25 protein-coding genes, 2 riboswitches and 1 other annotated feature are annotated in these 19,782 nt (G+C 37.6%); of the genes, 9 read left to right on the forward strand and 16 right to left on the reverse strand.

Translation table 11 applies throughout. From position 1 onward, the window contains the following. Positions 1–29: 29 nt before the first annotated feature. The 5 genes from IHV09_RS07675 to IHV09_RS07695 form a co-directional block, all read right to left on the reverse strand. On the reverse strand, positions 30–224 hold the full coding sequence (locus IHV09_RS07675; protein WP_197190947.1) for a DNA-binding protein: 195 nt from the start codon (positions 222–224) through the stop codon (positions 30–32). Between the two features lie 35 nt (positions 225–259). After that, on the reverse strand, positions 260–607 hold the full coding sequence (locus IHV09_RS07680) for a DUF3147 family protein (RefSeq protein ID WP_197190946.1): 348 nt from the start codon (positions 605–607) through the stop codon (positions 260–262). Next, a complete protein-coding gene (locus IHV09_RS07685) occupies positions 598–1,014 on the reverse strand; it encodes a MarR family winged helix-turn-helix transcriptional regulator (RefSeq protein ID WP_370568955.1) in 417 nt (138 codons plus the stop codon). The genes IHV09_RS07680 and IHV09_RS07685 overlap by 10 nt, the downstream gene beginning before the upstream one ends. A 61-nt stretch (positions 1,015–1,075) precedes the next feature. Then, a complete protein-coding gene (locus IHV09_RS07690) occupies positions 1,076–1,321 on the reverse strand; it encodes a hypothetical protein (protein ID WP_197264019.1) in 246 nt (81 codons plus the stop codon). A 217-nt stretch (positions 1,322–1,538) separates the two neighbouring features. Further along, a complete protein-coding gene (locus tag IHV09_RS07695; RefSeq protein WP_197264020.1) occupies positions 1,539–1,796 on the reverse strand; it encodes a hypothetical protein in 258 nt (85 codons plus the stop codon). 129 nt (positions 1,797–1,925) lie between these two features. Here IHV09_RS07695 and IHV09_RS07700 point away from each other — a divergent pair, with 129 nt between their 5' ends. The 4 genes from IHV09_RS07700 to cyoE all read left to right on the forward strand — a co-directional run bounded on the left by IHV09_RS07700 (position 1,926) and on the right by cyoE (position 4,331). Then, entirely contained in the window at positions 1,926–2,243 is a 318-nt protein-coding gene (locus tag IHV09_RS07700) for an ArsR/SmtB family transcription factor (RefSeq protein ID WP_197128055.1), read from the forward strand. Positions 2,244–2,306: 63 nt separating this feature from the next. After that, positions 2,307–2,735: a DMT family transporter gene (locus tag IHV09_RS07705; RefSeq protein ID WP_197128056.1), complete on the forward strand. Its 429-nt coding sequence runs from the start codon at positions 2,307–2,309 to the stop codon at positions 2,733–2,735. An 18-nt stretch (positions 2,736–2,753) separates the two neighbouring features. Then, positions 2,754–3,221, forward strand: coding sequence for a DMT family transporter (locus IHV09_RS07710; protein WP_197128057.1), 468 nt, complete (start codon positions 2,754–2,756; stop codon positions 3,219–3,221). A 195-nt stretch (positions 3,222–3,416) separates the two neighbouring features. Next, the gene (cyoE, locus tag IHV09_RS07715) at positions 3,417–4,331 is read left to right on the forward strand and encodes a heme o synthase (protein WP_197128058.1); all 915 of its coding nucleotides are present in this window, start codon (positions 3,417–3,419) and stop codon (positions 4,329–4,331) included. Positions 4,332–4,626: 295 nt separating this feature from the next. Here the strand turns inward: cyoE and IHV09_RS07720 are convergent, their stop codons facing one another. Next, entirely contained in the window at positions 4,627–5,868 is a 1,242-nt protein-coding gene (locus IHV09_RS07720; RefSeq protein ID WP_197264021.1) for an MFS transporter, read from the reverse strand. 167 nt (positions 5,869–6,035) lie between these two features. On the opposite strand from IHV09_RS07720, the gene IHV09_RS07725 reads away from it, so the two are divergent. Next, the gene (locus IHV09_RS07725; RefSeq protein ID WP_197264022.1) at positions 6,036–6,464 is read left to right on the forward strand and encodes a MarR family winged helix-turn-helix transcriptional regulator; all 429 of its coding nucleotides are present in this window, start codon (positions 6,036–6,038) and stop codon (positions 6,462–6,464) included. Positions 6,465–6,502: 38 nt separating this feature from the next. On the opposite strand, the gene IHV09_RS07730 is transcribed toward IHV09_RS07725, so the two are convergent. The 4 genes from IHV09_RS07730 to IHV09_RS07745 all read right to left on the reverse strand — a co-directional run bounded on the left by IHV09_RS07730 (position 6,503) and on the right by IHV09_RS07745 (position 9,242). After that, a complete protein-coding gene (locus IHV09_RS07730; protein ID WP_197264023.1) occupies positions 6,503–7,366 on the reverse strand; it encodes a 5'-methylthioadenosine/S-adenosylhomocysteine nucleosidase in 864 nt (287 codons plus the stop codon). Positions 7,367–7,536: 170 nt separating this feature from the next. Further along, positions 7,537–7,640: riboswitch (purine riboswitch) on the reverse strand. Between the two features lie 60 nt (positions 7,641–7,700). Further along, positions 7,701–8,261 (reverse strand): GNAT family N-acetyltransferase, encoded by a 561-nt coding sequence (locus tag IHV09_RS07735; protein ID WP_197264024.1) that lies wholly within the window; start codon positions 8,259–8,261, stop codon positions 7,701–7,703. Between the two features lie 18 nt (positions 8,262–8,279). Continuing rightward, complete coding sequence (locus tag IHV09_RS07740) at positions 8,280–8,750, reverse strand: HIT family protein (protein ID WP_197264025.1); 471 nt, start codon at positions 8,748–8,750, stop codon at positions 8,280–8,282. A 45-nt stretch (positions 8,751–8,795) separates the two neighbouring features. Further along, complete coding sequence (locus IHV09_RS07745) at positions 8,796–9,242, reverse strand: NUDIX hydrolase (RefSeq protein WP_197264160.1); 447 nt, start codon at positions 9,240–9,242, stop codon at positions 8,796–8,798. Between the two features lie 116 nt (positions 9,243–9,358). Here IHV09_RS07745 and IHV09_RS07750 point away from each other — a divergent pair, with 116 nt between their 5' ends. The 3 genes from IHV09_RS07750 to IHV09_RS07760 all read left to right on the forward strand — a co-directional run bounded on the left by IHV09_RS07750 (position 9,359) and on the right by IHV09_RS07760 (position 12,571). Further along, entirely contained in the window at positions 9,359–10,444 is a 1,086-nt protein-coding gene (locus tag IHV09_RS07750; protein ID WP_197264161.1) for a nitric oxide synthase oxygenase, read from the forward strand. Positions 10,445–10,555: 111 nt separating this feature from the next. Further along, positions 10,556–11,479: a S66 peptidase family protein gene (locus tag IHV09_RS07755; protein ID WP_197264026.1), complete on the forward strand. Its 924-nt coding sequence runs from the start codon at positions 10,556–10,558 to the stop codon at positions 11,477–11,479. A gap of 108 nt (positions 11,480–11,587) precedes the next feature. Further along, positions 11,588–12,571 carry a DUF2268 domain-containing protein gene (locus tag IHV09_RS07760; protein ID WP_197264027.1) on the forward strand — a complete coding sequence of 328 codons (984 nt, stop codon included), beginning with the start codon at positions 11,588–11,590 and terminating at the stop codon, positions 12,569–12,571. 317 nt (positions 12,572–12,888) lie between these two features. Here IHV09_RS07760 and IHV09_RS07765 read toward each other — a convergent pair whose 3' ends face one another. The 4 genes from IHV09_RS07765 to IHV09_RS07780 form a co-directional block, all read right to left on the reverse strand. Continuing rightward, entirely contained in the window at positions 12,889–13,587 is a 699-nt protein-coding gene (locus tag IHV09_RS07765; protein ID WP_197264028.1) for a GNAT family N-acetyltransferase, read from the reverse strand. A gap of 50 nt (positions 13,588–13,637) precedes the next feature. After that, the gene (gene tyrS, locus IHV09_RS07770) at positions 13,638–14,888 is read right to left on the reverse strand and encodes a tyrosine--tRNA ligase (RefSeq protein WP_197264029.1); all 1,251 of its coding nucleotides are present in this window, start codon (positions 14,886–14,888) and stop codon (positions 13,638–13,640) included. Between the two features lie 72 nt (positions 14,889–14,960). Continuing rightward, positions 14,961–15,189, reverse strand: a binding site (T-box leader). Positions 15,190–15,198: 9 nt separating this feature from the next. Then, on the reverse strand, positions 15,199–15,711 hold the full coding sequence (locus tag IHV09_RS07775; protein WP_370568667.1) for a MarR family transcriptional regulator: 513 nt from the start codon (positions 15,709–15,711) through the stop codon (positions 15,199–15,201). Positions 15,712–15,798: 87 nt separating this feature from the next. Next, a complete protein-coding gene (locus IHV09_RS07780; RefSeq protein ID WP_197264030.1) occupies positions 15,799–16,896 on the reverse strand; it encodes a DUF3626 domain-containing protein in 1,098 nt (365 codons plus the stop codon). 118 nt (positions 16,897–17,014) lie between these two features. Between IHV09_RS07780 and IHV09_RS07785 the strand changes: the two genes are divergently transcribed. Further along, complete coding sequence (locus IHV09_RS07785; RefSeq protein WP_197264031.1) at positions 17,015–17,578, forward strand: hypothetical protein; 564 nt, start codon at positions 17,015–17,017, stop codon at positions 17,576–17,578. Positions 17,579–17,730: 152 nt separating this feature from the next. Here the strand turns inward: IHV09_RS07785 and modB are convergent, their stop codons facing one another. After that, positions 17,731–18,387, reverse strand: coding sequence for a molybdate ABC transporter permease subunit (gene modB, locus IHV09_RS07790; protein WP_197264032.1), 657 nt, complete (start codon positions 18,385–18,387; stop codon positions 17,731–17,733). Between the two features lie 321 nt (positions 18,388–18,708). Then, a complete protein-coding gene (locus IHV09_RS07795) occupies positions 18,709–19,530 on the reverse strand; it encodes a MetQ/NlpA family ABC transporter substrate-binding protein (protein ID WP_197264033.1) in 822 nt (273 codons plus the stop codon). Between the two features lie 128 nt (positions 19,531–19,658). Further along, positions 19,659–19,778, reverse strand: a riboswitch (SAM riboswitch). Positions 19,779–19,782: the final 4 nt, after the last annotated feature.

The following is a 19,782-nucleotide window of genomic DNA, read 5'->3' on the forward strand; positions in this document are numbered from 1 at the left end:
TCTCCTTTATATGTATAAAAAACACTGTGTTATTTCTTAAAAGACAGTCCTCTTTCATGCAGTCCAGCAAGAAGTTGTCCCATCGCTTTCGGACCTATTCCGTGTAATTTCTTAAGATCTGATTCCCTCCAATCTGTAAGTTGCTCGATTGAAGATATGCCTGCAGAGGCTAAAGCTCTTTCAGCGGGTTTTCCTAATTTTGTGGGGAGATTTGTATTTTGCATACTTTCACCTCTTTACAGAATTAAATGTCTGGTATTCAGATTATCGTTTTTATTAATTTTATTGCTACCTCTTGAAGCAAAATACATAGAAACCAACCGCTTATACCTAAACCTAAACAGGTGATTAATGATAATGAGTGCTTTAATGAAATATATACAATCACTAATAAAACGGCAGTCGCCGGAAATCCCCATAGAACGCCAAGAGCGAATTTACTTAACGTTTTGGTTGGCTCTCCTTGTACATAAAGCCAAATGATGCTTAACAAACTGACAAGTGGAAGAGCAGCCACCACCCCACCAAAACTAGGAAACCTTCTAGCAATTTCGGTAACAGCTGCTATAACTCCTGCAGAAATTAAAATTTTCATAACTACATACATGATTTTGCACGCTCACTTAGGAGTTTGAATGCCTTTGAGATTAACTCCTTTTCAACTTCATCCATATTACTAAAAATATGATTCAACTTTTCTTCATCAAGACTCGTGTTTTCATGAAGTACGTTTGTGCCAAAATCGGTTAACCGAAGAATGACTTTTCTTTCATCCTCCTGATCACGTTTCTTTTCTATATAGTTTTTCTGAATCATCCGCTTTACATGCTCAGACGCCGTATTGTGAGAGATATCGAGATGAGTCGCTACATCATTTACAACTACCCTTTCTTTTTTATCAATCAATTGTAGAATCCGTACCATTTGATGAGTTATTTTCTCACCATGTGGATAATGTAAATGGAAATAGATGTCTGTCCAATATTGATTTAACTTTGACGAACTAAACAAGATAAGCACCTCTTTTTACATCGTTTATTAAGATTATATCTTATAACACGATATAAAAGAAGGTTTATATGACTCCGATGAAAGATAATACTCCAAAAATAAAGATAACTAAGAACAAACCGATACCGCTGAATGCAGTAGAACGCCAGAAACCTTTCGTACTAATGAAAGCTGTTATAAATGCTAAAAGTACCCCGACTAAAAGGATGATAAAACCAATTTCACTTAATAGGTTCTCAATGACGAATTGTAAAATAAGTAAGGTGGTTAAGAGGATTAGTATAGATGCGATGCCCATATATTTTCTCATTAATTAGGTCACCTTTCTTTTCTTCCCAAGATTGGATAAAAAATATGTTTTCCATTTTTTAGCTGTATTTTTACTGAATGTGAATTTGCTTTCAATACCCGAAAAAACTGACTTTAAATCCCAATAATCTCGTAACATGAAAAAGAGAACAGTTGTACTCTGCTCCCTTTTTTACTGTTAGATTATTCCGCTTTTTACTTTTCCTTTTTTTGTAACTTTAAGCTTGCTCAATTCTCCTTAAATATTTAGTAAAATAAGCACCTAACAGTAAAAGAACAACCGAAATTCCCCAGCTCCATATCCCAAGGAAATCAAACCAGTAGGCTAAAAGATTAACTATCGCGATTAAGAAAAAACAGATTGATGTTAATGCTGTCCTCAGACCTTTAATTCCTTGTGAACGCCTTTGCCGTATGACGTATGTAATGGAGAATATCAACGTTATGAGGACAAGAACGGATAAAATGGATTCCATCTTTACTTCCCTCCTATTTGGTTTCTACTTAATAATACGATTCATATTTCCGATATGTTTCATTTTTTTCCAATTTTCAGGAGTGTTAACAAATTGACATATCGAGAAAAACCGATTAGAGTATAAAACATGAACAATCCAATCGATGTATTTAAGGCGCTTTCCAACGACATTCGCCTCGATATTCTGAAATGGCTCAAAGATCCACATCAACACTTTGATAAACCCACTGCTCATCTATCAAAAACGATTAATGAGAAAGGCGGTATCTGTGTGGGAGATATACAGGAAAAAGCGAATCTATCGCAATCCACTGTATCCCAGTATTTATCGATGATGCAGAAAGCTGGTTTGCTGGAATCAGATCGTCATGGCAAATGGACGTACTATCGGAGAAATGAAAAAAACATACAAGAGTTAGCCACCTATCTAAAAGAAGAATTATAGGTTCTTCTTTTTTTGCTTTTATATCGATATTTTTAAATATGTAAATATGAAGGAGTTTTGTTTATGAAAATATGGACTTATCTTTTAGCATTACTTGCTGGTGTTTCGCTAAGTGTTGAAGGGGCGATATATGGCGAGCTTGGAAAAACAATCGGAAAATTAGAAAGCAGCTTTTACAACTTTTTTGTTGGTGCCATTATACTTGGAATCGTCGTTCTGTTCTTAGGTAAAGGTTCTCTAAGCTATACGTTTCAAGCTCCTAAATGGGAACTTTCTGGTGGTGCCCTGGGTACCATCTATCTAACAATCTTAATCATAGCGATACCGATTGTTGGTGTAGGCATTGCTATGATTTCTGTTATCATCGGTCAGATCGCTATGAGTATACTCATCGAGCACAAGGGCTGGTTAGGGAGTTCAAAGGCTTCCGTTAACAAAGAAAAACTTATTGCAGTATCGCTCATGACCATCTCACTGCTGCTCATTTTTTAGGAAGGAAGGGATAACAACATGAACATAATAATTCTTCTAGGATCAGTCATAGGTGGTATATTACTTAGTGCTCAATCATCAATAAATGGAGCTTTCAGCAGAAAATCCGGTACGTATGAAGCTGCGTTTTTAACATTTTTCTCTGGTGCACTCCTATTAGCCATTCTTATTCTTTTCTTTGGTGAAGGTAACATCTTAAAGGTCTTTGAAGCGCCTAAGTGGCAGCTTGCAGCCGTATGGTTCGGGGTTGGTTACTTATTTTTAACAGTAGTTGCTGTACCACGCATTGGTGTCATCGCTACTAACATTGCAACCGTCATTGGACAGCTTACCGCGGGTATGGTTATCGACCATTTTGGATTTTTTGGAGGACTATCCGTTCCCTTCACTTGGGAACGCATGCTCGCGATTCTTTTGATGTTCATTTCACTTCGTTTTATATATATCGGTAATAAAAAGCAAAGTAATGAAACGATGCGATTATAAGCTACGTAAGCGTTTGTATCACATTTCTATCACATAAACCTCACAGAACGTTCACAAAACCGTTGTGTAAAGTCTCTTAAGGTGTTCTATTATTTGAACTGGGAATTCATTTAGTGCTTTAATAGAAGTGGATTTAAGGTTACACTATATGGATAATATAGAGAGAGAATTATTGTGAAGATGGTGTCTTATAGTATGGAAAAAACAATGAAAGTAGAAAAACAAAAACGGTCAGCGATTCTGTCACAAACTGTGAAAACGGGAATCATTAAATCTAACCTCGTTCCTATGTTTGCCGGACTTACGCTGGCATTATATACGTACGATATCGATCCTGGCACTAAGTTACTTGATGTTGTATTCGCATTGATCGGAACCATTTTAGTAATAGGTGCAGCTGGTACGTTAAATAATGTATATGACCGCGATATTGATGCAATCATGGAAAGAACGAAGAGCAGACCTACGGTTACTGGTGAGATCGATACAAAATTTGCGATTACACTCGCTGGCATTATGGCTGTGCTTGGGATTATCGCTCTTGCGTTCACCACACCGCTTGCGGCATTACTAGGTTTCTTAGGTCTTTTCTTTTATGTCGTTCCTTATACGATGTGGACGAAACGAAGAACGATTTATAACACTGAGGTAGGCAGTATTTCAGGTGCGATGCCTCCCCTTATCGGTTGGGCAGCAATGACAGGGACGCTTGCACACCCCGCGATTGCCGCACTGTTCATCATTCAGGTCATCTGGCAGATGCCTCACTTTTATGCCATCGCCATTCGCCGACACGATGAATATAAGGCAGCTCGTATACCGATGCTCCCTGTTGTAAAAGGTGTTAAAAGAACCTATACACAAACAAACATCTATCTAGTGTTATTAAGTTTAACGAGCTTTTTGTTCCTGCCGTTAAGCTTAGGGTTAACGCTAGTTGCTCTTCTTATGAACGTGGGTTGGCTTGTGTTGAGCATCTATGGCTACAAAAAAAACAAGGATTCTGAGAAATGGGCAAAGCTGCTCTTTATCTATTCTCTAATACACATGACGATCCTGTTTTCAACAGTCATCGTCTACTCGTTGGTTGGTATTTTTATATTAAATTAGAAAAAAGGTTCGGAATTGCTCCGTACCTTTTTCATTTGTTAGTCCTCTTATTTTGACTGAGCAGTAAGTGCTTGGGAACGACCATTAAAGTCGAACGGCGTCGAGGATTGTAGACTCGAGGATAAACTGCATAAACTTTTGGATTTAGGACCAAAACTCGTGGATAAATTGCACAAACTTTTGGATTCAGAATCAAAACTCGTGGATTAATTCCTTAAACTCCTGGATTCGTTTATCCACCACAATCATAAAAGCCTGCTCCAACTATTGGAGCAGGCTTTTTCGCTACTATTTTTTAATGCGCCGTATCCATTCGATCTACATGCGCTAGATGTTTGTAGTTCCAACCGATGAAAATGATTGATAAAAACACGAAACCAGCAGCTACATAAAACGGTAGATGTGGATTGAAGATCTCTGCTAGTTTTGCCGCCATGTAAGGAGAGATCGCCGCTCCTAAAAACCGCAAAAAGCTATACGCTGCAGATGCTGTCGATCGCTCAACAGGTGCTGCTTCCATAACAGCTGTTGTAATTAAGGTATTCGTATTCCCCAATATTGCTCCAGCAAAAACGATCGCTGAAATGATAACCCATTGAGTCGAAGTGAATAATCCCATGATTACAAGGTCAGCTACAAATAAGAACAGCATGATTGCCATAGATTTTACCGTTCCAAATGTTCTTTCTAGCTTTGGTGCCATAAATACGGATGTGATCGCTAGCAAAGTTCCCCAGCCTAAGAACACATAACCTAGTCCCTTCGGATGTAACCCTAGAACAAATGGTGCGTAAGCCATGATCGTGAAAAATCCAATGTTATAAAGTGCCGCAACGATTCCGAGTACTAAGAGCGAACGATGCTTCATCGCTTTAAACGGAGCAGATAACGGTGTTTTTTTCTTTTTCACAGCTAACTGCGCATTCGGTTTAGGCATCAATACCAACAGTATCATGAATGCAAGAATCATAAGAGTCGAAACTCCTATGAAAGGCGATCTCCACGAAATACTCCCTAAGGTACCTCCGAGTAGAGGTCCGATTGAGATTCCTAAACCAACCGCTGCTTCATACAAAATAATAGCCTTAGCAGTACCGCTGCTCGAAAGGGATACGATCGCAGCTAATGCAGTTGCTACAAACAGAGCATTACCTAATCCCCAACCTGCACGAAGACCAACTAGTGTCCATATGTTATCAGCAAATCCCCCTAGTGCGGATACTGTCGCAATAATGAAGACCCCTGCCAAGAGAGTTCCTTTATTGCCAAGTCTTGAAGACACGCTACTCGTTATAAGCATGGCAAAAGCCATCACTGCATTATAACTCGTATAAAGTAACGTCACTTCACTTGGTGATGCTTGAAGATTTTCAGCGATAGAAGGTAAAACAGGATTGACCAATCCCATCCCCATGAAAGCTGTTATACAAGCGAAAAAAACAGCCCATACGGAGATAGGCTGATGAAATAAACTTTGTTTATCAAGCATAACTCCTGAAACCTTAGCGCCGCCAACACTTTGTGTGCTTGATGACATTCTCACATCTCCTTTTCAATTTTATTATGACTACAATTTATTGTATAATACAACTATATGATTGTATAATACAACTACTTTGCTGTCAAACCCACATCCTGTTGTTGTAACATGTTCTAATCGGTTATTATGTTGGTAGAGTTTTGAATGTAAAGGTGGCAAATACGATGAAGAATCCCATACTTGAAAAGATCGAACTTGAGATGGCCGTGCTTGTAAGGCGCGTCACTTCGATCACATCCAAAAATAAAATCGGTAATCTTGACAGATCTGCCTATCTCCTTCTGCATCAATTGTCTGTTCATGGCCCTCTTGGAGTGAAGACGCTCGCTGATAACTTGCAGCTGGATACCTCTACAGTCAGTAGACAAGCTGCTTCACTTGAGAAAAAAGGATATGTGTACAAAGTTCCAGATCATGTGGATCGTCGAGCTTACTTTCTACAGTTAACGAAATCAGGGACTGAAGATTTTAATGAGTATAAAAAAGCTCGGCTTGATCGTTTTGAAGTACTTACAGTTGATTGGACGGAGGAAGAACGCAAACAGTTTGGTCATCTCCTAAAAAAATTTAATAAGGCTATTTTAGAAAAATAAACCCCGCTAAAGCATGTTTAGCGGGGTTTTCCTTATCCTTATTTACCTTTTTTCATGGAGATATATTCTTTTACAACTTCATAAACATAGTCTTGATTAGCAGCTGCTGTTGTAGGATCGTATTGGCCACCGTTGGTTTTATTGTTGGAAAGGACACGGATACCGAGGAATGCGACATCATAAGCTTTTGAAATTTGTGCTGCTGATGCACCTTCCATCTCTTCAACAGAAGTTCCAAAGTTCTCGTGGAACCAGTTGATACGGTCAACTTCATTGTTCCAAACGTCTGCAGAACCGATCGTACCCTCTACAACTTTTCCTTTTGTATACTTATCTTTCACTGCGTGAGCAGCTTTTAACAGCTTTGCATCACCTTCAAAGAAACGTGCTTTTTCCGCATTTGGATCTTCCCCAGCACTACCTTCTGATGCCATCAAGTCCATAGGAATCCATGATGTAGGGTGTATCCCTTCATTCGCTTCTTTATGAGGTGTCTTTAAAGACCCAAGATTTACCGTTCTTTTTCCTAATACGATATCAAATACGTTTAAGCTTGGATCATGTCCACCAGATGTACCTTGATTGATGATAGCAACAGGTTTATATTTTTCGATTGCAATAGCAGTAGCTGCTGCTGTGTTTTCCATACCCTTACCTGTTTTGGCCACAATTACCGGATAGTTATTCAGTGTTCCTTTATAGAAAACAAAGTTCCCAGACGTTTCTTCTTTAACGTTCTTTAAGCGCTTTGCAAAATTCTCAGCCTCAATCGGCATTGGTCCTTGAATGATGATCGGACGTTTTACTTTCCCTTTTCCGGATGCTGTTTGGTTAAAATTAAACCCAGCTAATGCAGATAAAAATAAAACTGCTGCGATTGCTAATAATCCGTATTTCTTCATTGTATATTACCCTCCAGATGTCACGGATTACACGTAAATACGCAATAAAAATAGCCTAGAGAATGTAGATATGTTCTACCTCTAGACCGACAGAGTCAAAGTATCATTAAGCAAAGAAAATTTGCTAAATCAATGGCTGACATACTTATTTTTTTCTAAGTATAACTACTCAACCTGTTACTTCAACTCGTAGTCCAGTTCTTTCATTGGGAACCGGGTAGAAACACTCAGACCATATTACCGAGCATATACGAGTAATTCGTTTTTATGTATGTTACTTTGATAATATAACAATAATCCGTTTCGTTTTCAACATAAAACTTAACATTTTTGATTATAATCTGTTTAATGTTCGGATTTCGTCTTCTTTAAGCAATGAATAGATGAGAAGATCATCAAATTTGCCACACGTAAATTCATAATGTCTGAGCAATCCTTCTTTAACAAAACCTATATTCTCTACTAGTTTTTGTGATGGAAAATTATCAGGTTCAATCAGTGCTTCAATCCTTTCCAGTTCCATGTGTTGAAATCCATGTATTACAACAGCTTGCAACGCTTCTTGTGCAATACCCTTACCACAATATTCTCTATTCAGTTCAAATCCAACTTCTGTTCGAAAATGCTTTTTTGTCCTATTTAGAAATCCACAGCTTCCAATGATTGTATCTGAACTTTTTAACGTGATTCCCCACCTTATCCCTGTATGTGATTCTAAGATGGATTGATACCATTCTATTTCTCCATGTACATCCTCGACTGTTTGGTAAGGTTCGAGGCCCATATGTTTTACAACTTCAGAGTCCGATAGATAAGAAAACATATCCTTCGCATCATCCAGAATTACCTTCCTTAAGATCAAGCGGTTCGTTTCAATTCTAGGATGATCACTCATCGCATTCATGTCCTTTCTTTAACGAATTGTCACAGAAATCAATTTGCTAAGTTCGGAATACAAACGGTTCTTCATATCTTCCAACTCATCTTGAGACGGTCTTATTTCATCTGCAAACATCTCTTCTCTATCTACCCACCATACAGGACCTTTTACAGGTGAGTCGTTTTCTCTTCGAGGAAACAAATGCCAGTGAAGATGTGAATCACCATTTCCTAATAATTCATAGTTTAATTTTTCAGCGTTAAACGCGTTATAAACCGCTTCAGCTACTAAACTCATCTCATTTAAGAATGTCTTCTTCATATCTGTCTCTAGAAAATGCAGTTCTGTCTTATGTTGTTTTGAAAGAAATAGCGTATACCCATTAAAATATTGATGATCTCCAATCACGACGAAACCTGTCTCTAGCTCTGCTACAAAATAAGGATTTGTTCTGTTATTGATCATCTCAATCCGTTCACATATTAAACAACCTGTATGAGTCATTCTTATGACCTCCTTCAACCTTCATAGTTTAACATAATTTTCCTTTTAATTGTTTATTTTGTTTAATCTTGTATGTAGTTCCCATAGCGCCGTTTTGTTGCTATCCCACTTTAAAGCGGAGACAGCTTCTTCATAGCTAACCCATTTGTAGGCAGTGTGCTCTTTCGATAGATTCAATTTCTGATCATAGACTTCTAAACCAAATGAATACTCAGGTATAACGAACACTTCTTCACCCCAAAGAAAGTGACCTACTACGTGTTCTACTGGCAAAGAAGTTTTTGAATCTAAATGGATTAACCCGCAATCTTCACCTAGACCTGTTTCTTCAAAGGCTTCTCTCCTGGCAGACTGTTCAGGGGTTTCACCCATTTCCCCTCCACCAGCAATTGCTTGCCAGTAATCCATATCTGAACGTTTTAAAATAGCATATTCAATACCAAGTTCTCTAAATACAAAAGGAATAACCAAAACCTGGTAAGGTGCTCTCATTCCCATCAACTCTCCTCCTGCATGTTCTATTTTTGTAACACTTACAAGCGGTAATTCTTCGAAAACTAGGCTATTATAATAATACACTTATTTTTGTTGGGGGCTTTATTTTGGAAATGAATCTTTTACAAGAAGCAACAGAATTTATCACTTCCTGTTATCAGGAATTAAATAGAACGCAGATTGAGATTGATGATCGAATTTCAGAAATCGCACAAGAAATTGAATTAATAGGTACATACACTCACTTAGCTTTTGAAATTGATTACGGCGCAAAAGTAGCGTGGAGAAACAGCAATCGATGTATCGGAAGATTGTTTTGGGACCAGATGAACACGTTCGATCAAAGACATGTTGAAACAGAAGAAGAAATCTTTATGGCAATCGTAGAGCACATGAACTATGCGACTAACCATGGACGAATTCGGCCAACCATAACCATTTTCCCTCCCCAAACTAAGAAACAACATGTGCGAATATGGAATCATCAATTGATTCGATATGCTGGGTATCAGACAGAAGCTGGAATTATTGGAGATCCATCATCTGTTGAATTTACTGAAAAGTGCATAGAGCTCGGTTGGGAACCCATATACGGAAAATTTGATATCTTGCCCATTGTAATTCAAGTAAATGATAACGTTCCTAAGTTATTTGAACTTCCAAAGTCTTCAACGCTAGAAGTAGAGATACGTCACCCTGAATTTGAATGGTTTCAAGATCTTCAATTAAAATGGTACGGTGTTCCCCTCATTTCAGATATGGCTTTAGAGATTGGCGGGCTCCGTTACACGGCAGCTCCTTTCAATGGATGGTATATGGGGACTGAGATCGGTGCAAGAAATCTAGCTGATGAAGATCGTTACAATATGCTCCCACAGATTGCTTCATGCATGGGCATAGATACGAAAAGTTCGATCTCTTTATGGAAAGATAAAGCGCTTGTTGAGTTAAACATCGCAGTGCTTCATTCCTTCCGAGAAGATGGTGTTAGTATTGTAGACCATCATACGGCAGCTCAACAGTTCAAAAAGTTTGAAGAAAAAGAGTCAGAGAGTGGCAGAAATGTAACGGGTAACTGGGCGTGGCTCATTCCACCTATGAGTCCTGCAACAACTCACATTTTTCATAAACCTTACAAAAATGATATCGTAAAACCCAATTATTTTTACCAGCCTAAACCGTATTCAAAAGAAAAATAGACGATATAACAAAACGTTCAGAACGTGTTTTCTGGACGTTTTTTCATATGATTTGCTAATGCCCAATATAATAGTGAATAGGATTTCGTTTCTCCGAAAGGAGCTGTTAGGATGTCGATCAAACCGCAGCAATTAAAGCAAGGCGATACTATTGGAATTGTAACATTGGGTAGCCCGCTCGAAGCGAACATAATTAATCAAGGAATCATAATGTTAAAAAATATGGGTTTTCAGGTCATTGTAGGAGACTATGTATACGCGACGAATGGTTTCTTGTCAGGAACCCCACAGCAACGTGCTTCAGATTTGATGAAGATGTTTCAGAACAATCAGGTGAAAATGATTCTTCCAACGCGAGGTGGTGTGGGAGTAGCAGGCATTCTACCCTATCTCGATTACAATATTATCAGAACCAATCCAAAGATCATCTCAGGTTACAGTGATATAACCATTCTCATAAATGTGCTGTATCAACTATCGGATCTCGTTACGTTTCAAAGCTTGATGCTCTTGGATTTCCGGTCCGGTACTCCTTCTTATAATTTCAATCAATTCTTTAATAGCATCACCCGAACAACTGCACCATGGCAGATCATGAATCCATCAACTATTCCGCTTGTAAGTAAAGTTGCAGGCAACGTTACAGGAGTTATTGTAGGTGGAAACCTAACATCGTTCGTAGATTGTTTAGGCACACCTTATGAAATTGACACAAAGGGTAAAATATTATTTCTTGAAGACACTCACGAGCCCGTAAACACCGTCTATAGATACTTAAACCACTTAAAGCTCGCAGGTAAATTTGAAGATTGTATCGGAATCATCATAGGAGAATGTACAAAATGTGAACCTGCATATGGAGTAACATTTGAAAATGTAATCGATGAATTTCTTGTTCCACTCGGCAAACCACTCATGACCAATTTAACAAGTGCTCACGGCTATTATAAAGCGGCGATCCCACTAGGTGTAAATGTGAACATGAATACGGTGAATCGTACTTTGACTGTTATGGAGCCGACGGTTATCATTTAATACGAAATATTCTTTTCTATAATGACCAAATTCGGTCGTTATGTATCTATTTAAATTCCCTATTTATGGTATTATTGAGGTAATTTATTTATGGGGGATTTTGAATAAATGAAAACAGTATTTCAAACAATCTTTCTACTTCTCATTTCTTTATTATTAATAAGTTGTTCGACTAAGACATTACAAGTCAAAAGTAATAAAAATTCTCTAACAGAGCAAACTTTATTTGATTTTTCACATGATCATCAAACCTTTCAGATTATTCCCCTTTATGAGGAAGTATTAGATTATACGAGTCTAGTAGAGAAAACTCCCTCAATGAACAACAAAAAAGAATACAACAAAACCGTTGTTATTCCGTTCCAAAATAAAGCTTCTAAAGTCAAAGCAAACATAAAAAGCAGTTATTTTAATTTTTTCGCTCCAACAAGTGATTCAAAAAAACTTGCAGATAATACGAATAAGCTTCTTCAAAATCAAAAAGTAATAAACTCATATATTAAGGAAGCATTAATTAAATCTGCTGAACAACTCCCTGGAACAAACAAAACGATTTTTATTATGCCGGTTAATCCCGAAAACACTATAGCGATTCAGGAAATGCAAGGTGTAACCGGATGGACGTTAAGCGGAAATGCGATTTTAATACAAATTGACCCTTCTTTTTTAGAGAATGCATTAAAGTATACAATTGCACACGAATATCATCATACAATAAATTTAGAAAGTACAACTGATATAAACTTCACTATAATAGACAAATTTATCTTTGAAGGTAAAGCAGATAACTTTGCTACTGTCATCTACCCTCATCATAGAACAGCCTGGACAGAGCCTTTACCTGAGATAGACTTTAATCATGTTTTGACCCAGTTAAGTACAAATGCGAATTCATTAGATCCATATTTATATAATGAATATTTTGATGGGAATGCTGTGAAAAAGATTCCCAAATGGTCGAATTATAAGGTAGGTTATGAAATGACAAAAAATTACTTAGAAAACCATTCACATCTTTCAATTGAAGAATGGACCAAACTTGGAGCAGAAGAAATAGTTCAAGGAAGTAAATACCATCATATATTTAGATAACGAAATGTTATAGCTTAACCAAAAAAACACAAGGCAACTTCCCAATCGGAAGTGCCTTGTGTTTTATACTTGTAACTGTCATTACTGTTTAATCAAGTACAACAAGCTACAGCCTTTTTCATTTGATCTTCAGGAATGTAAAGATTTTCGTTTCTCACTTTAAAATCAATTCCGTTATCGGTTAATCGTTTTATGTCAATTTCCGTTTTTTCTCCCCAATGAACATACTTTCTGTTTTCTTCTTTTTGACACGCAGATAAGAACATAACGCAAACCATTATAGTAAGTAGTCTTTTTATGCCAGGACACCTCACTTTTTAATCACAAAACAAATTATTTTTTTCCAAATTCATCTTGCGATATGAACGATTTAGAACCTCTTTTGCAATACCATTACCATGATGATACTTTTCAACATACATAGCTTTAACTATTCGTCTTACTTCAGATTTCGATATTTCTTGTTCTGTTTGCTGTTTCATGAATAGATGAAGAGGTACATCTACGCCATCATCATGTATAGGTGGCTGAAAATAGAGAAAATCCTCCACTTTATAAAAGTCGTTTTTCATAAAGAAGTTCGTTCGCTTTACGCAGTCTTCCTTTTCTTTTTCGCTGTGTACCATCTCTCGCGTCTCAGTTTCAAGAACGATTGCTTTTAATGACTCATTTCCAGCATGAATACTATCTTGTTGTAGAACTTCTTCAATCTTTTGAAGAGATTTTGCTCCTAACCCTTTACTTCTTATTTGAGGATTTGTTACTAGATACACGATAAAACCTGCATTTACATCAGCTAAATAGTGAGCTGTAACAACACTGATTAACTCATCTTCCAAATATCCAACTAGAAAACGATAATGATTTGGCTGGTTCGCTTCAGCATTCTTCAGACTTTGAAGAAAAACCGATTCTGGTTCCCGAACCTCAATCGGAAAAGAGTTGTGATACAAAGTAAGTGCTTCTTTCAAATTTTCTTGATTTGAATACGTGACTTCTTTCCAAGTGATTCCCATTTTTGATAACCGCCTTTTTTCTTTTAAAGCATGTTAAAATATCTATTACTTTATTTATTCAATGTAATTTTGACAAACTTTCGCTTCCCAACTTGAATGACCATACCCTCAGATAAGATGAGGCAAGAACTTGCATCTTCCACTTTCTCATTATCTACTTTAACACCACGGTTGAGGATCATTCTACGAGCTTCGCTTTTTGATGAAAGCATCTTCAACTCAACAATTAAGTCTATGATTGAAATTTCTAAAGAACCGTTCCATTGGATGACTGGAATATCAGATGGTAGAGAGCCTTGTTGAAACACGGAGATAAAATGCTTCTCTGACTCTTCCGCTGCTTCTTGGCCATGGTACATGCGGACAATAGTTCGTGCAAGAAGCATCTTTGCATCTCGAGGGTGAAGCTTCCCAGTCGCAACATCTGACTTTATTGTATCAATCTCATTTTTGTTTAAGTCCGTTATGAGTTCTAAGTACTTGATCATCAGCGTATCTGGAATGGACATCGACTTTCCGTACATTTCATTGGGAGCTTCATCAATACCAATATAGTTTCTCTTGGATTTAGACATTTTTTCAACGCCATCTAAACCTTCTAAGAGGGGCATAAGCATAGCAACCTGCTTTTCTTTTCCAAATTTCTCTTGGTAGTGTCTTCCCATTAGTATGTTAAAGTGTTGATCCGTTCCACCTAATTCAATATCACAGTCTAACCTAACAGAGTCGTAACCTTGCATGAGCGGGTAGAAGAATTCGTGCAGTGAGATCGGCTTTCCTGTTGAGATACGCTCATCAAAATCATCCCGCTCCAACAGTCTTGCCACTGTAATTTTACCAGCAAGGTTTATTACATCTTCAAAATTCAGCTTAGAAAGCCATTTAGAATTGTAGTGCAGCTCTACTTTTTCCATATCTATGATTTTTCCAAACTGTTCGAAATATGTTTTCGCGTTGTGCTCCACTTCTTCTGTTGTCAATTGTTTTCTCGCAACAGACTTTCCTGTAGGGTCACCGATCTTGCCTGTAAAATCTCCAATGATCAATTGAATGACATGACCGTTTTGTTGAAACTGTCTTAACTTATTCAACACCACTGTGTGACCAAGATGTACATCTGGTGCTGAAGGATCAAGTCCAAGTTTAATTTTCAGTGGACGATTCTCTAAAATGGACTTTGCTACTTTTGTTTCTAACTCTTCGGTAGGGATTATATCCTGAACGCCTTGCTTATAGATTGCCATTTGCCTCTTCACTTCATTTTGCTGTTGCTCTGTTAGTTGTTCTAAAACTGGAATCATCCTTATTTCCTCCTCTAATTATTGTAAAAACCTAATTCTCAAGAAATTATAAAAAGACCACATCCCTATAACACAAGGGACGTGGTCTAAATTTACACGCGGTACCACCCTAATTGAAGAACAAATATTCTTCCACTCAAGTTAAATAACGGTTTTCCCGTTCTTCGTCTGTTTCTAATATAAGTGACGAAGAAAGCTCTTGGAAATGTAATTCACATGATCTTTGTACTGATTCACACCAACCACCAGCTCTCTAAAACAGGGAGATCATTGCTACTGAGTTTCCTGTCATCGCATTTTTTTATTAAATTTAAAAGTCGTTCTCTCGAATAACTCTTCTTAGCAAGCCTGAGATTAATTTCTGCTCTTCAACGGACAAGGAAGAAACGACTTCAACCTCACCTTCATGAAACCTTGGATACAGTTCCTCCATCACTTTTCTGCCTTTATCGGTCAGAACAACACACGTGATGCGTCGATCGCGATTATCCACCTTACGAAAGCATAATTCTTTTCTTTCCAATGTATTCGTAATGTTACTTATGGTTGCTTTTGAAACTCCAGCGGATAATGCTAGTTTTTTTGTTTCAACGGATTCCCATATCCACAGATCATACAGAATAGAAAATGACGTCCAAGATAACCCATGCTTTGCTAATACTTCTCGCTCCATCTTATTACGCAATCCTTGAGCAGCTCGATACAGATTTGTAACCACTGTAATAGAATGCAGATTGAGTGATTCGATCGGTGCTTTAGTCAATTGATTGATGGTGTCCTTCTCTTCGGGCAACAATTCACCGTACTCATCAAAAGAATAGATATGATCCACTCCTTATCAATTTTCATAATCGTTAGCATTGAAACGATAGTAACAGATAAAAATAGTAAATGCAAGATGTTATTCAATTCAAACTGATCTTCTTTTCCTATAGGGTTTTCCATACTTCACCAACACATGCCATAGAAGTTTAAGCTCTTGTACTATTTCTTTCTGCGTTCCTCTGTCGCTCCATGTCACTGGATTTCTCGTTAAATCCATTACAGCTTCACCTATAAGATATGCATCAATCACCTGATTTTTAGCGATTCTTTTTGCTAAGGACGGCATTTCAGAACCTCTAAAATCTGAAGGAACCTGATCTACAGACAATTGAAATCCAGAATGATAATAAAGCTTAATATCATATTTTGCACAAAGACTTGTAAGCGTAACTCCGACCTTCGTTCCAAAAAATGAGGGGTCTGCAACAAGAATTTCCACATCTTCTTTTAATACAAGATCACCGTGAACTTGTGCTTCGATATAATGATTTAGATTTCGATACACTTGTTTTTCAGCTGGGTCTTCAAACGGTAATTTTATTTTTTGAACAAGATGCTGGACCAATGAACCTATCATAAGATTTGATTCTCCGAGCGCATAATCTCTCGTGAAGATTTCCTCAAATAATGCTGCAAGTATCATATCGAACTCTCTAATAGTCCCTTTTTCTTTTGGATTTTGATGAGAATCAAGGTATGTAAAAGTAGCTCGCTTTGAAACTTCAGGCTTGAGTAAGAAGTAGCACGAACCAAACCGTGGCGCTGGCCCATCGGCATGCATCATAATGTTTAACGCACCATATTTTGCTCGCTCATTAAGGGTCGTTCCTTTTATCTGGTAAGCTCCTCCAAATAATTGTTCTTCCCACCGATCACGCAAACCTCCGGGATAGGCAGATACACTTCCGTTTGAAAGCAACGATTCAAACTGACTCTTGTATATTCCTTCTTGATGTAACGCTTCGGCAATACAATTCATTGAAGAGTTTGGCCGATCCGGATGAAAGTGAAGAGCAATTCGGGCATGCTCTTTTACTATATGGACTGCCTTATGAAAGACATCAGTGGTTATGTTAGACATTCTTAATAAATGTTGAATCGTTGCTTGAGCATCGTCCTTATGTTTTGCAGCATAACGCTCAACATAATCTATTGCAGATTGTTGGGCTCCAGTTAATTTCATATAATAATCTCCGTTCCGTCGGTAAATGATGTTATTCAAGAACCAATAAAGTGACTCTTCACGCTCATGAATAGTGGTTTAGCTTTAAGGAATATATTTTATAAAGGAGAGGATCATTATGGGTTATCGAAAAAAGAAAAGAATTACAGGATCTCGAAGCTTTAAGACTCCGAATACATTTCCTCTCATCTTACTTTTTGTGATTCTGCTATTCTCTGCTATAAGTTTATTTTTATCTTCGACAGTATTTCAAGATCACCTTGTTCTGACTGAGCTTTTCCTTTTTTTAGCCATGTCTCTACTATCATTATTTATTGGCTTTGTTGCCAGTTATTCAAGAATACACAACTGGATAGAACGCCTACTTATTCTGGTTGTAATCATTGGATCCATTGCAGCTGCGATTGCTTTTGCACACACCGTATTTCAACTCTACGAAGACATTGGTGACTATGAAGCTAGAAAATTCAACGTGATAGAAGGAATTCCTTCAACCTTAACGTATGGCTCGAAAAATGGTCCTGACTATGTCTCTTCCATAATGATTGATAGTAAAAAAGTTAATGTTGCACATTTGAATATAACGGCTAAGTCTTACAAAGATCATTTCAAAGGCAAATCCATTCGATTAAAATACCTTTCTCATAGTAAGTTTGCGGTAAGTATAGAAAAAAACGAATAAGTATTTCACATGGGATTAGAGCTTAAAAAAACACAGCCCTCTTTAGAGAAGCTGTGTTTTCTTTATTCACTGGTTTTAATACTAATGCAGAACCGCCTACCATACCCATGTTTGTAGTTTCAAAATACAATCATTACAGATTCTTTTTTCTGCTAAGCTCTTATGCGATTTACAGCAACAAGCATTAAGAATGAAATACCAATAACACTTCCTACCCACATCCATGCAAGATCCATATTTCCTGATTCGATCGCGATATAGATTGCAGTGGATATCGTCTGTGTTTTTCCAGGTATGTTTCCGGCAAACATTAATGTTGCACCAAACTCACCTAATGCGCGAGCAAAACTTAAAATAGCACCTGATGTGATAGCTCTAACAGATAATGGAACAGAGATTTTTCGCAATACATCCCACTCGTTGGCTCCATCTACTCGCGCTGCGTTTTCGATGTCTGCATCAATAGATTCAAACCCCGCTTTTGCGGATTGGTACATGAGTGGAAATGCCACAACTGCAGACGCAATGACGGCTGCCCACCATGTAAACATGATCGGCTGATTAAAGAGCCACTCTACGAGCTGTCCCCCGGGACCATCTCGACCGAACAAAACGATTAACAAGAAACCTACCACAGTTGGGGGTAGTACGAGTGGAAGTAGGAATATTGTTTCGATTAACGTTTTCCCTTTAAACTTCTGGTGAGCCATGATCCTTCCGAAAAATAAGCCGGCTAGGATCACAATCAGTGAAGCTGTCACCGCTATGCCAAGTGATAGTTTGACAGGTGACCAAAAATCTATTGCCATTTCTTTTTCCACCCGCTTATTCCATTGATTTATATGTTGTATTCATCTGTCTTCATCATATCATATCGCCAATTGTTGGTGATGAAAGATGCTGATATTGTCGAACGGCCTTTATTTTTGAGTTTAGACTTAATTCATGTCTAGTTTGACTTAATTGATGATCAGAACGACTTAATTTTTCTGAGTAAGACTTAATTTTTCTTATTTAGACTTAATATTCAAAAAAAGGTGTTCATCGGATGCCTTAAAACATCTGTAAATGAAAAAAGCTGCTTAGATGAGTGGATTTCACTCATCTAGTCAGCTCATTCATCCTTATTCTTATTCTTTAACAGCTAGCACTGAACCTTTGTACTCTTTATCAATAAAATCGGTAATTTCTTTCGAATGAAGCACTTCTAACAAGGTTTTGATAGATTTCTTCTCTTTGTCGCCTTCACGAACTGTGATAATATTCGCAAATGGTGAATCTGAACCTTCAAGTGCGATGGAATCTTTCTTCGGGTTCAAATCCGCATCGATTGCATAATTTGTGTTGATCACAATCGCATCGCCTTCATCATTCTCGTATGCTTTAGTCAACAGCCCTGGATCAATGTCTGCCACAAACTCTAAGTTTTTCGGATTTTCTACAATATCGCTTATTTGCGCTTCGTAGCCCTTTCCTTCTTTTAGTTTGATCAGTCCCTCTGCTTCAAAGATTGACAAGATACGCCCGTGCTCAGCAATTGAATTACTTAAGATAACCTTCCCGCCTTCTGGTAGGTCTTTTAATGACTTATGTCTCTTCGAATAAACGCCCATCGGCTCTAAGTGAACAGCTCCTGCATTTTCAAATTTATACTTCGGATTATCTTTCACTTGCTGTGTTAGATATGGAATGTGCTGAAAATAGTTCGCATCAATTTCTTTTTCATATAAAGACTTATTCGGTAAGATATAATCTTGGAATTTAACGATTTCTAATTCAATGCCTTTATCCTCTAAAAGCGGCTTCGCTTCCTCTAAAATTTCTGCGTGTGGTACATTTGATGCTCCAATCACTAGCTTTTCTGTTTTCTCTCCACCACTTGTTGATGAGCCACAAGCCGCTAATAAAAATACTGCGAAACTTGCGAGTAATACTTGGATGATTCTTTTCATGATCTGATCCCCTATCCTTTAGTTTCTATAAGTTCTTTGATAAAAGATGCTCTTTAAGAGGTGGTACAAAAAAACCTCCTGTTCTCATAACAGAGACAGAAGGCTTCTCGAAAACGATTCCGATAATCCTCTCATCTCTCAGTGTGACCACTGTTAGATTTAGCACCGTTTTCATATTGATTATTATTCAACATGAATGGTTGCCGGGTTTCATAGGGCTAATTCCCTCCACCTGCTCTTAATAAGAGTATT

The organism is Fictibacillus sp. 23RED33, assembly GCF_015903925.1.
Taxonomy (GTDB): domain Bacteria; phylum Bacillota; class Bacilli; order Bacillales; family Fictibacillaceae; genus Fictibacillus; species Fictibacillus phosphorivorans.

Bases quoted from the DNA above. Each gene is read 5' to 3' on its own strand.
- IHV09_RS07750 (WP_197264161.1), top strand. From the start codon at position 9,359: ATGAATCTTTTACAAGAAGCAACAGAATTTATCACTTCCTGTTATCAG.
- IHV09_RS07735 (WP_197264024.1), bottom strand. From the start codon at position 8,261: ATGAGTGATCATCCTAGAATTGAAACGAACCGCTTGATCTTAAGGAAG.
- IHV09_RS07755 (WP_197264026.1), top strand. From the start codon at position 10,556: ATGTCGATCAAACCGCAGCAATTAAAGCAAGGCGATACTATTGGAATT.
- IHV09_RS07780 (WP_197264030.1), bottom strand. From the start codon at position 16,896: ATGAAATTAACTGGAGCCCAACAATCTGCAATAGATTATGTTGAGCGT.
- IHV09_RS07675 (WP_197190947.1), bottom strand. From the start codon at position 224: ATGCAAAATACAAATCTCCCCACAAAATTAGGAAAACCCGCTGAAAGA.
- IHV09_RS07740 (WP_197264025.1), bottom strand. From the start codon at position 8,750: ATGACTCATACAGGTTGTTTAATATGTGAACGGATTGAGATGATCAAT.
- IHV09_RS07690 (WP_197264019.1), bottom strand. From the start codon at position 1,321: ATGAGAAAATATATGGGCATCGCATCTATACTAATCCTCTTAACCACC.
- IHV09_RS07725 (WP_197264022.1), top strand. From the start codon at position 6,036: ATGAAGAATCCCATACTTGAAAAGATCGAACTTGAGATGGCCGTGCTT.
- IHV09_RS07730 (WP_197264023.1), bottom strand. From the start codon at position 7,366: ATGAAGAAATACGGATTATTAGCAATCGCAGCAGTTTTATTTTTATCT.
- tyrS (WP_197264029.1), bottom strand. From the start codon at position 14,888: ATGATTCCAGTTTTAGAACAACTAACAGAGCAACAGCAAAATGAAGTG.
- IHV09_RS07705 (WP_197128056.1), top strand. From the start codon at position 2,307: ATGAAAATATGGACTTATCTTTTAGCATTACTTGCTGGTGTTTCGCTA.
- cyoE (WP_197128058.1), top strand. From the start codon at position 3,417: ATGGAAAAAACAATGAAAGTAGAAAAACAAAAACGGTCAGCGATTCTG.
- IHV09_RS07745 (WP_197264160.1), bottom strand. From the start codon at position 9,242: ATGAGAGCACCTTACCAGGTTTTGGTTATTCCTTTTGTATTTAGAGAA.
- IHV09_RS07795 (WP_197264033.1), bottom strand. From the start codon at position 19,530: ATGAAAAGAATCATCCAAGTATTACTCGCAAGTTTCGCAGTATTTTTA.
- IHV09_RS07720 (WP_197264021.1), bottom strand. From the start codon at position 5,868: ATGTCATCAAGCACACAAAGTGTTGGCGGCGCTAAGGTTTCAGGAGTT.
- IHV09_RS07700 (WP_197128055.1), top strand. From the start codon at position 1,926: ATGAACAATCCAATCGATGTATTTAAGGCGCTTTCCAACGACATTCGC.
- IHV09_RS07710 (WP_197128057.1), top strand. From the start codon at position 2,754: ATGAACATAATAATTCTTCTAGGATCAGTCATAGGTGGTATATTACTT.
- IHV09_RS07765 (WP_197264028.1), bottom strand. From the start codon at position 13,587: ATGGGAATCACTTGGAAAGAAGTCACGTATTCAAATCAAGAAAATTTG.
- IHV09_RS07680 (WP_197190946.1), bottom strand. From the start codon at position 607: ATGTATGTAGTTATGAAAATTTTAATTTCTGCAGGAGTTATAGCAGCT.
- modB (WP_197264032.1), bottom strand. From the start codon at position 18,387: ATGGCAATAGATTTTTGGTCACCTGTCAAACTATCACTTGGCATAGCG.
- IHV09_RS07785 (WP_197264031.1), top strand. From the start codon at position 17,015: ATGGGTTATCGAAAAAAGAAAAGAATTACAGGATCTCGAAGCTTTAAG.
- IHV09_RS07760 (WP_197264027.1), top strand. From the start codon at position 11,588: ATGAAAACAGTATTTCAAACAATCTTTCTACTTCTCATTTCTTTATTA.
- IHV09_RS07695 (WP_197264020.1), bottom strand. From the start codon at position 1,796: ATGGAATCCATTTTATCCGTTCTTGTCCTCATAACGTTGATATTCTCC.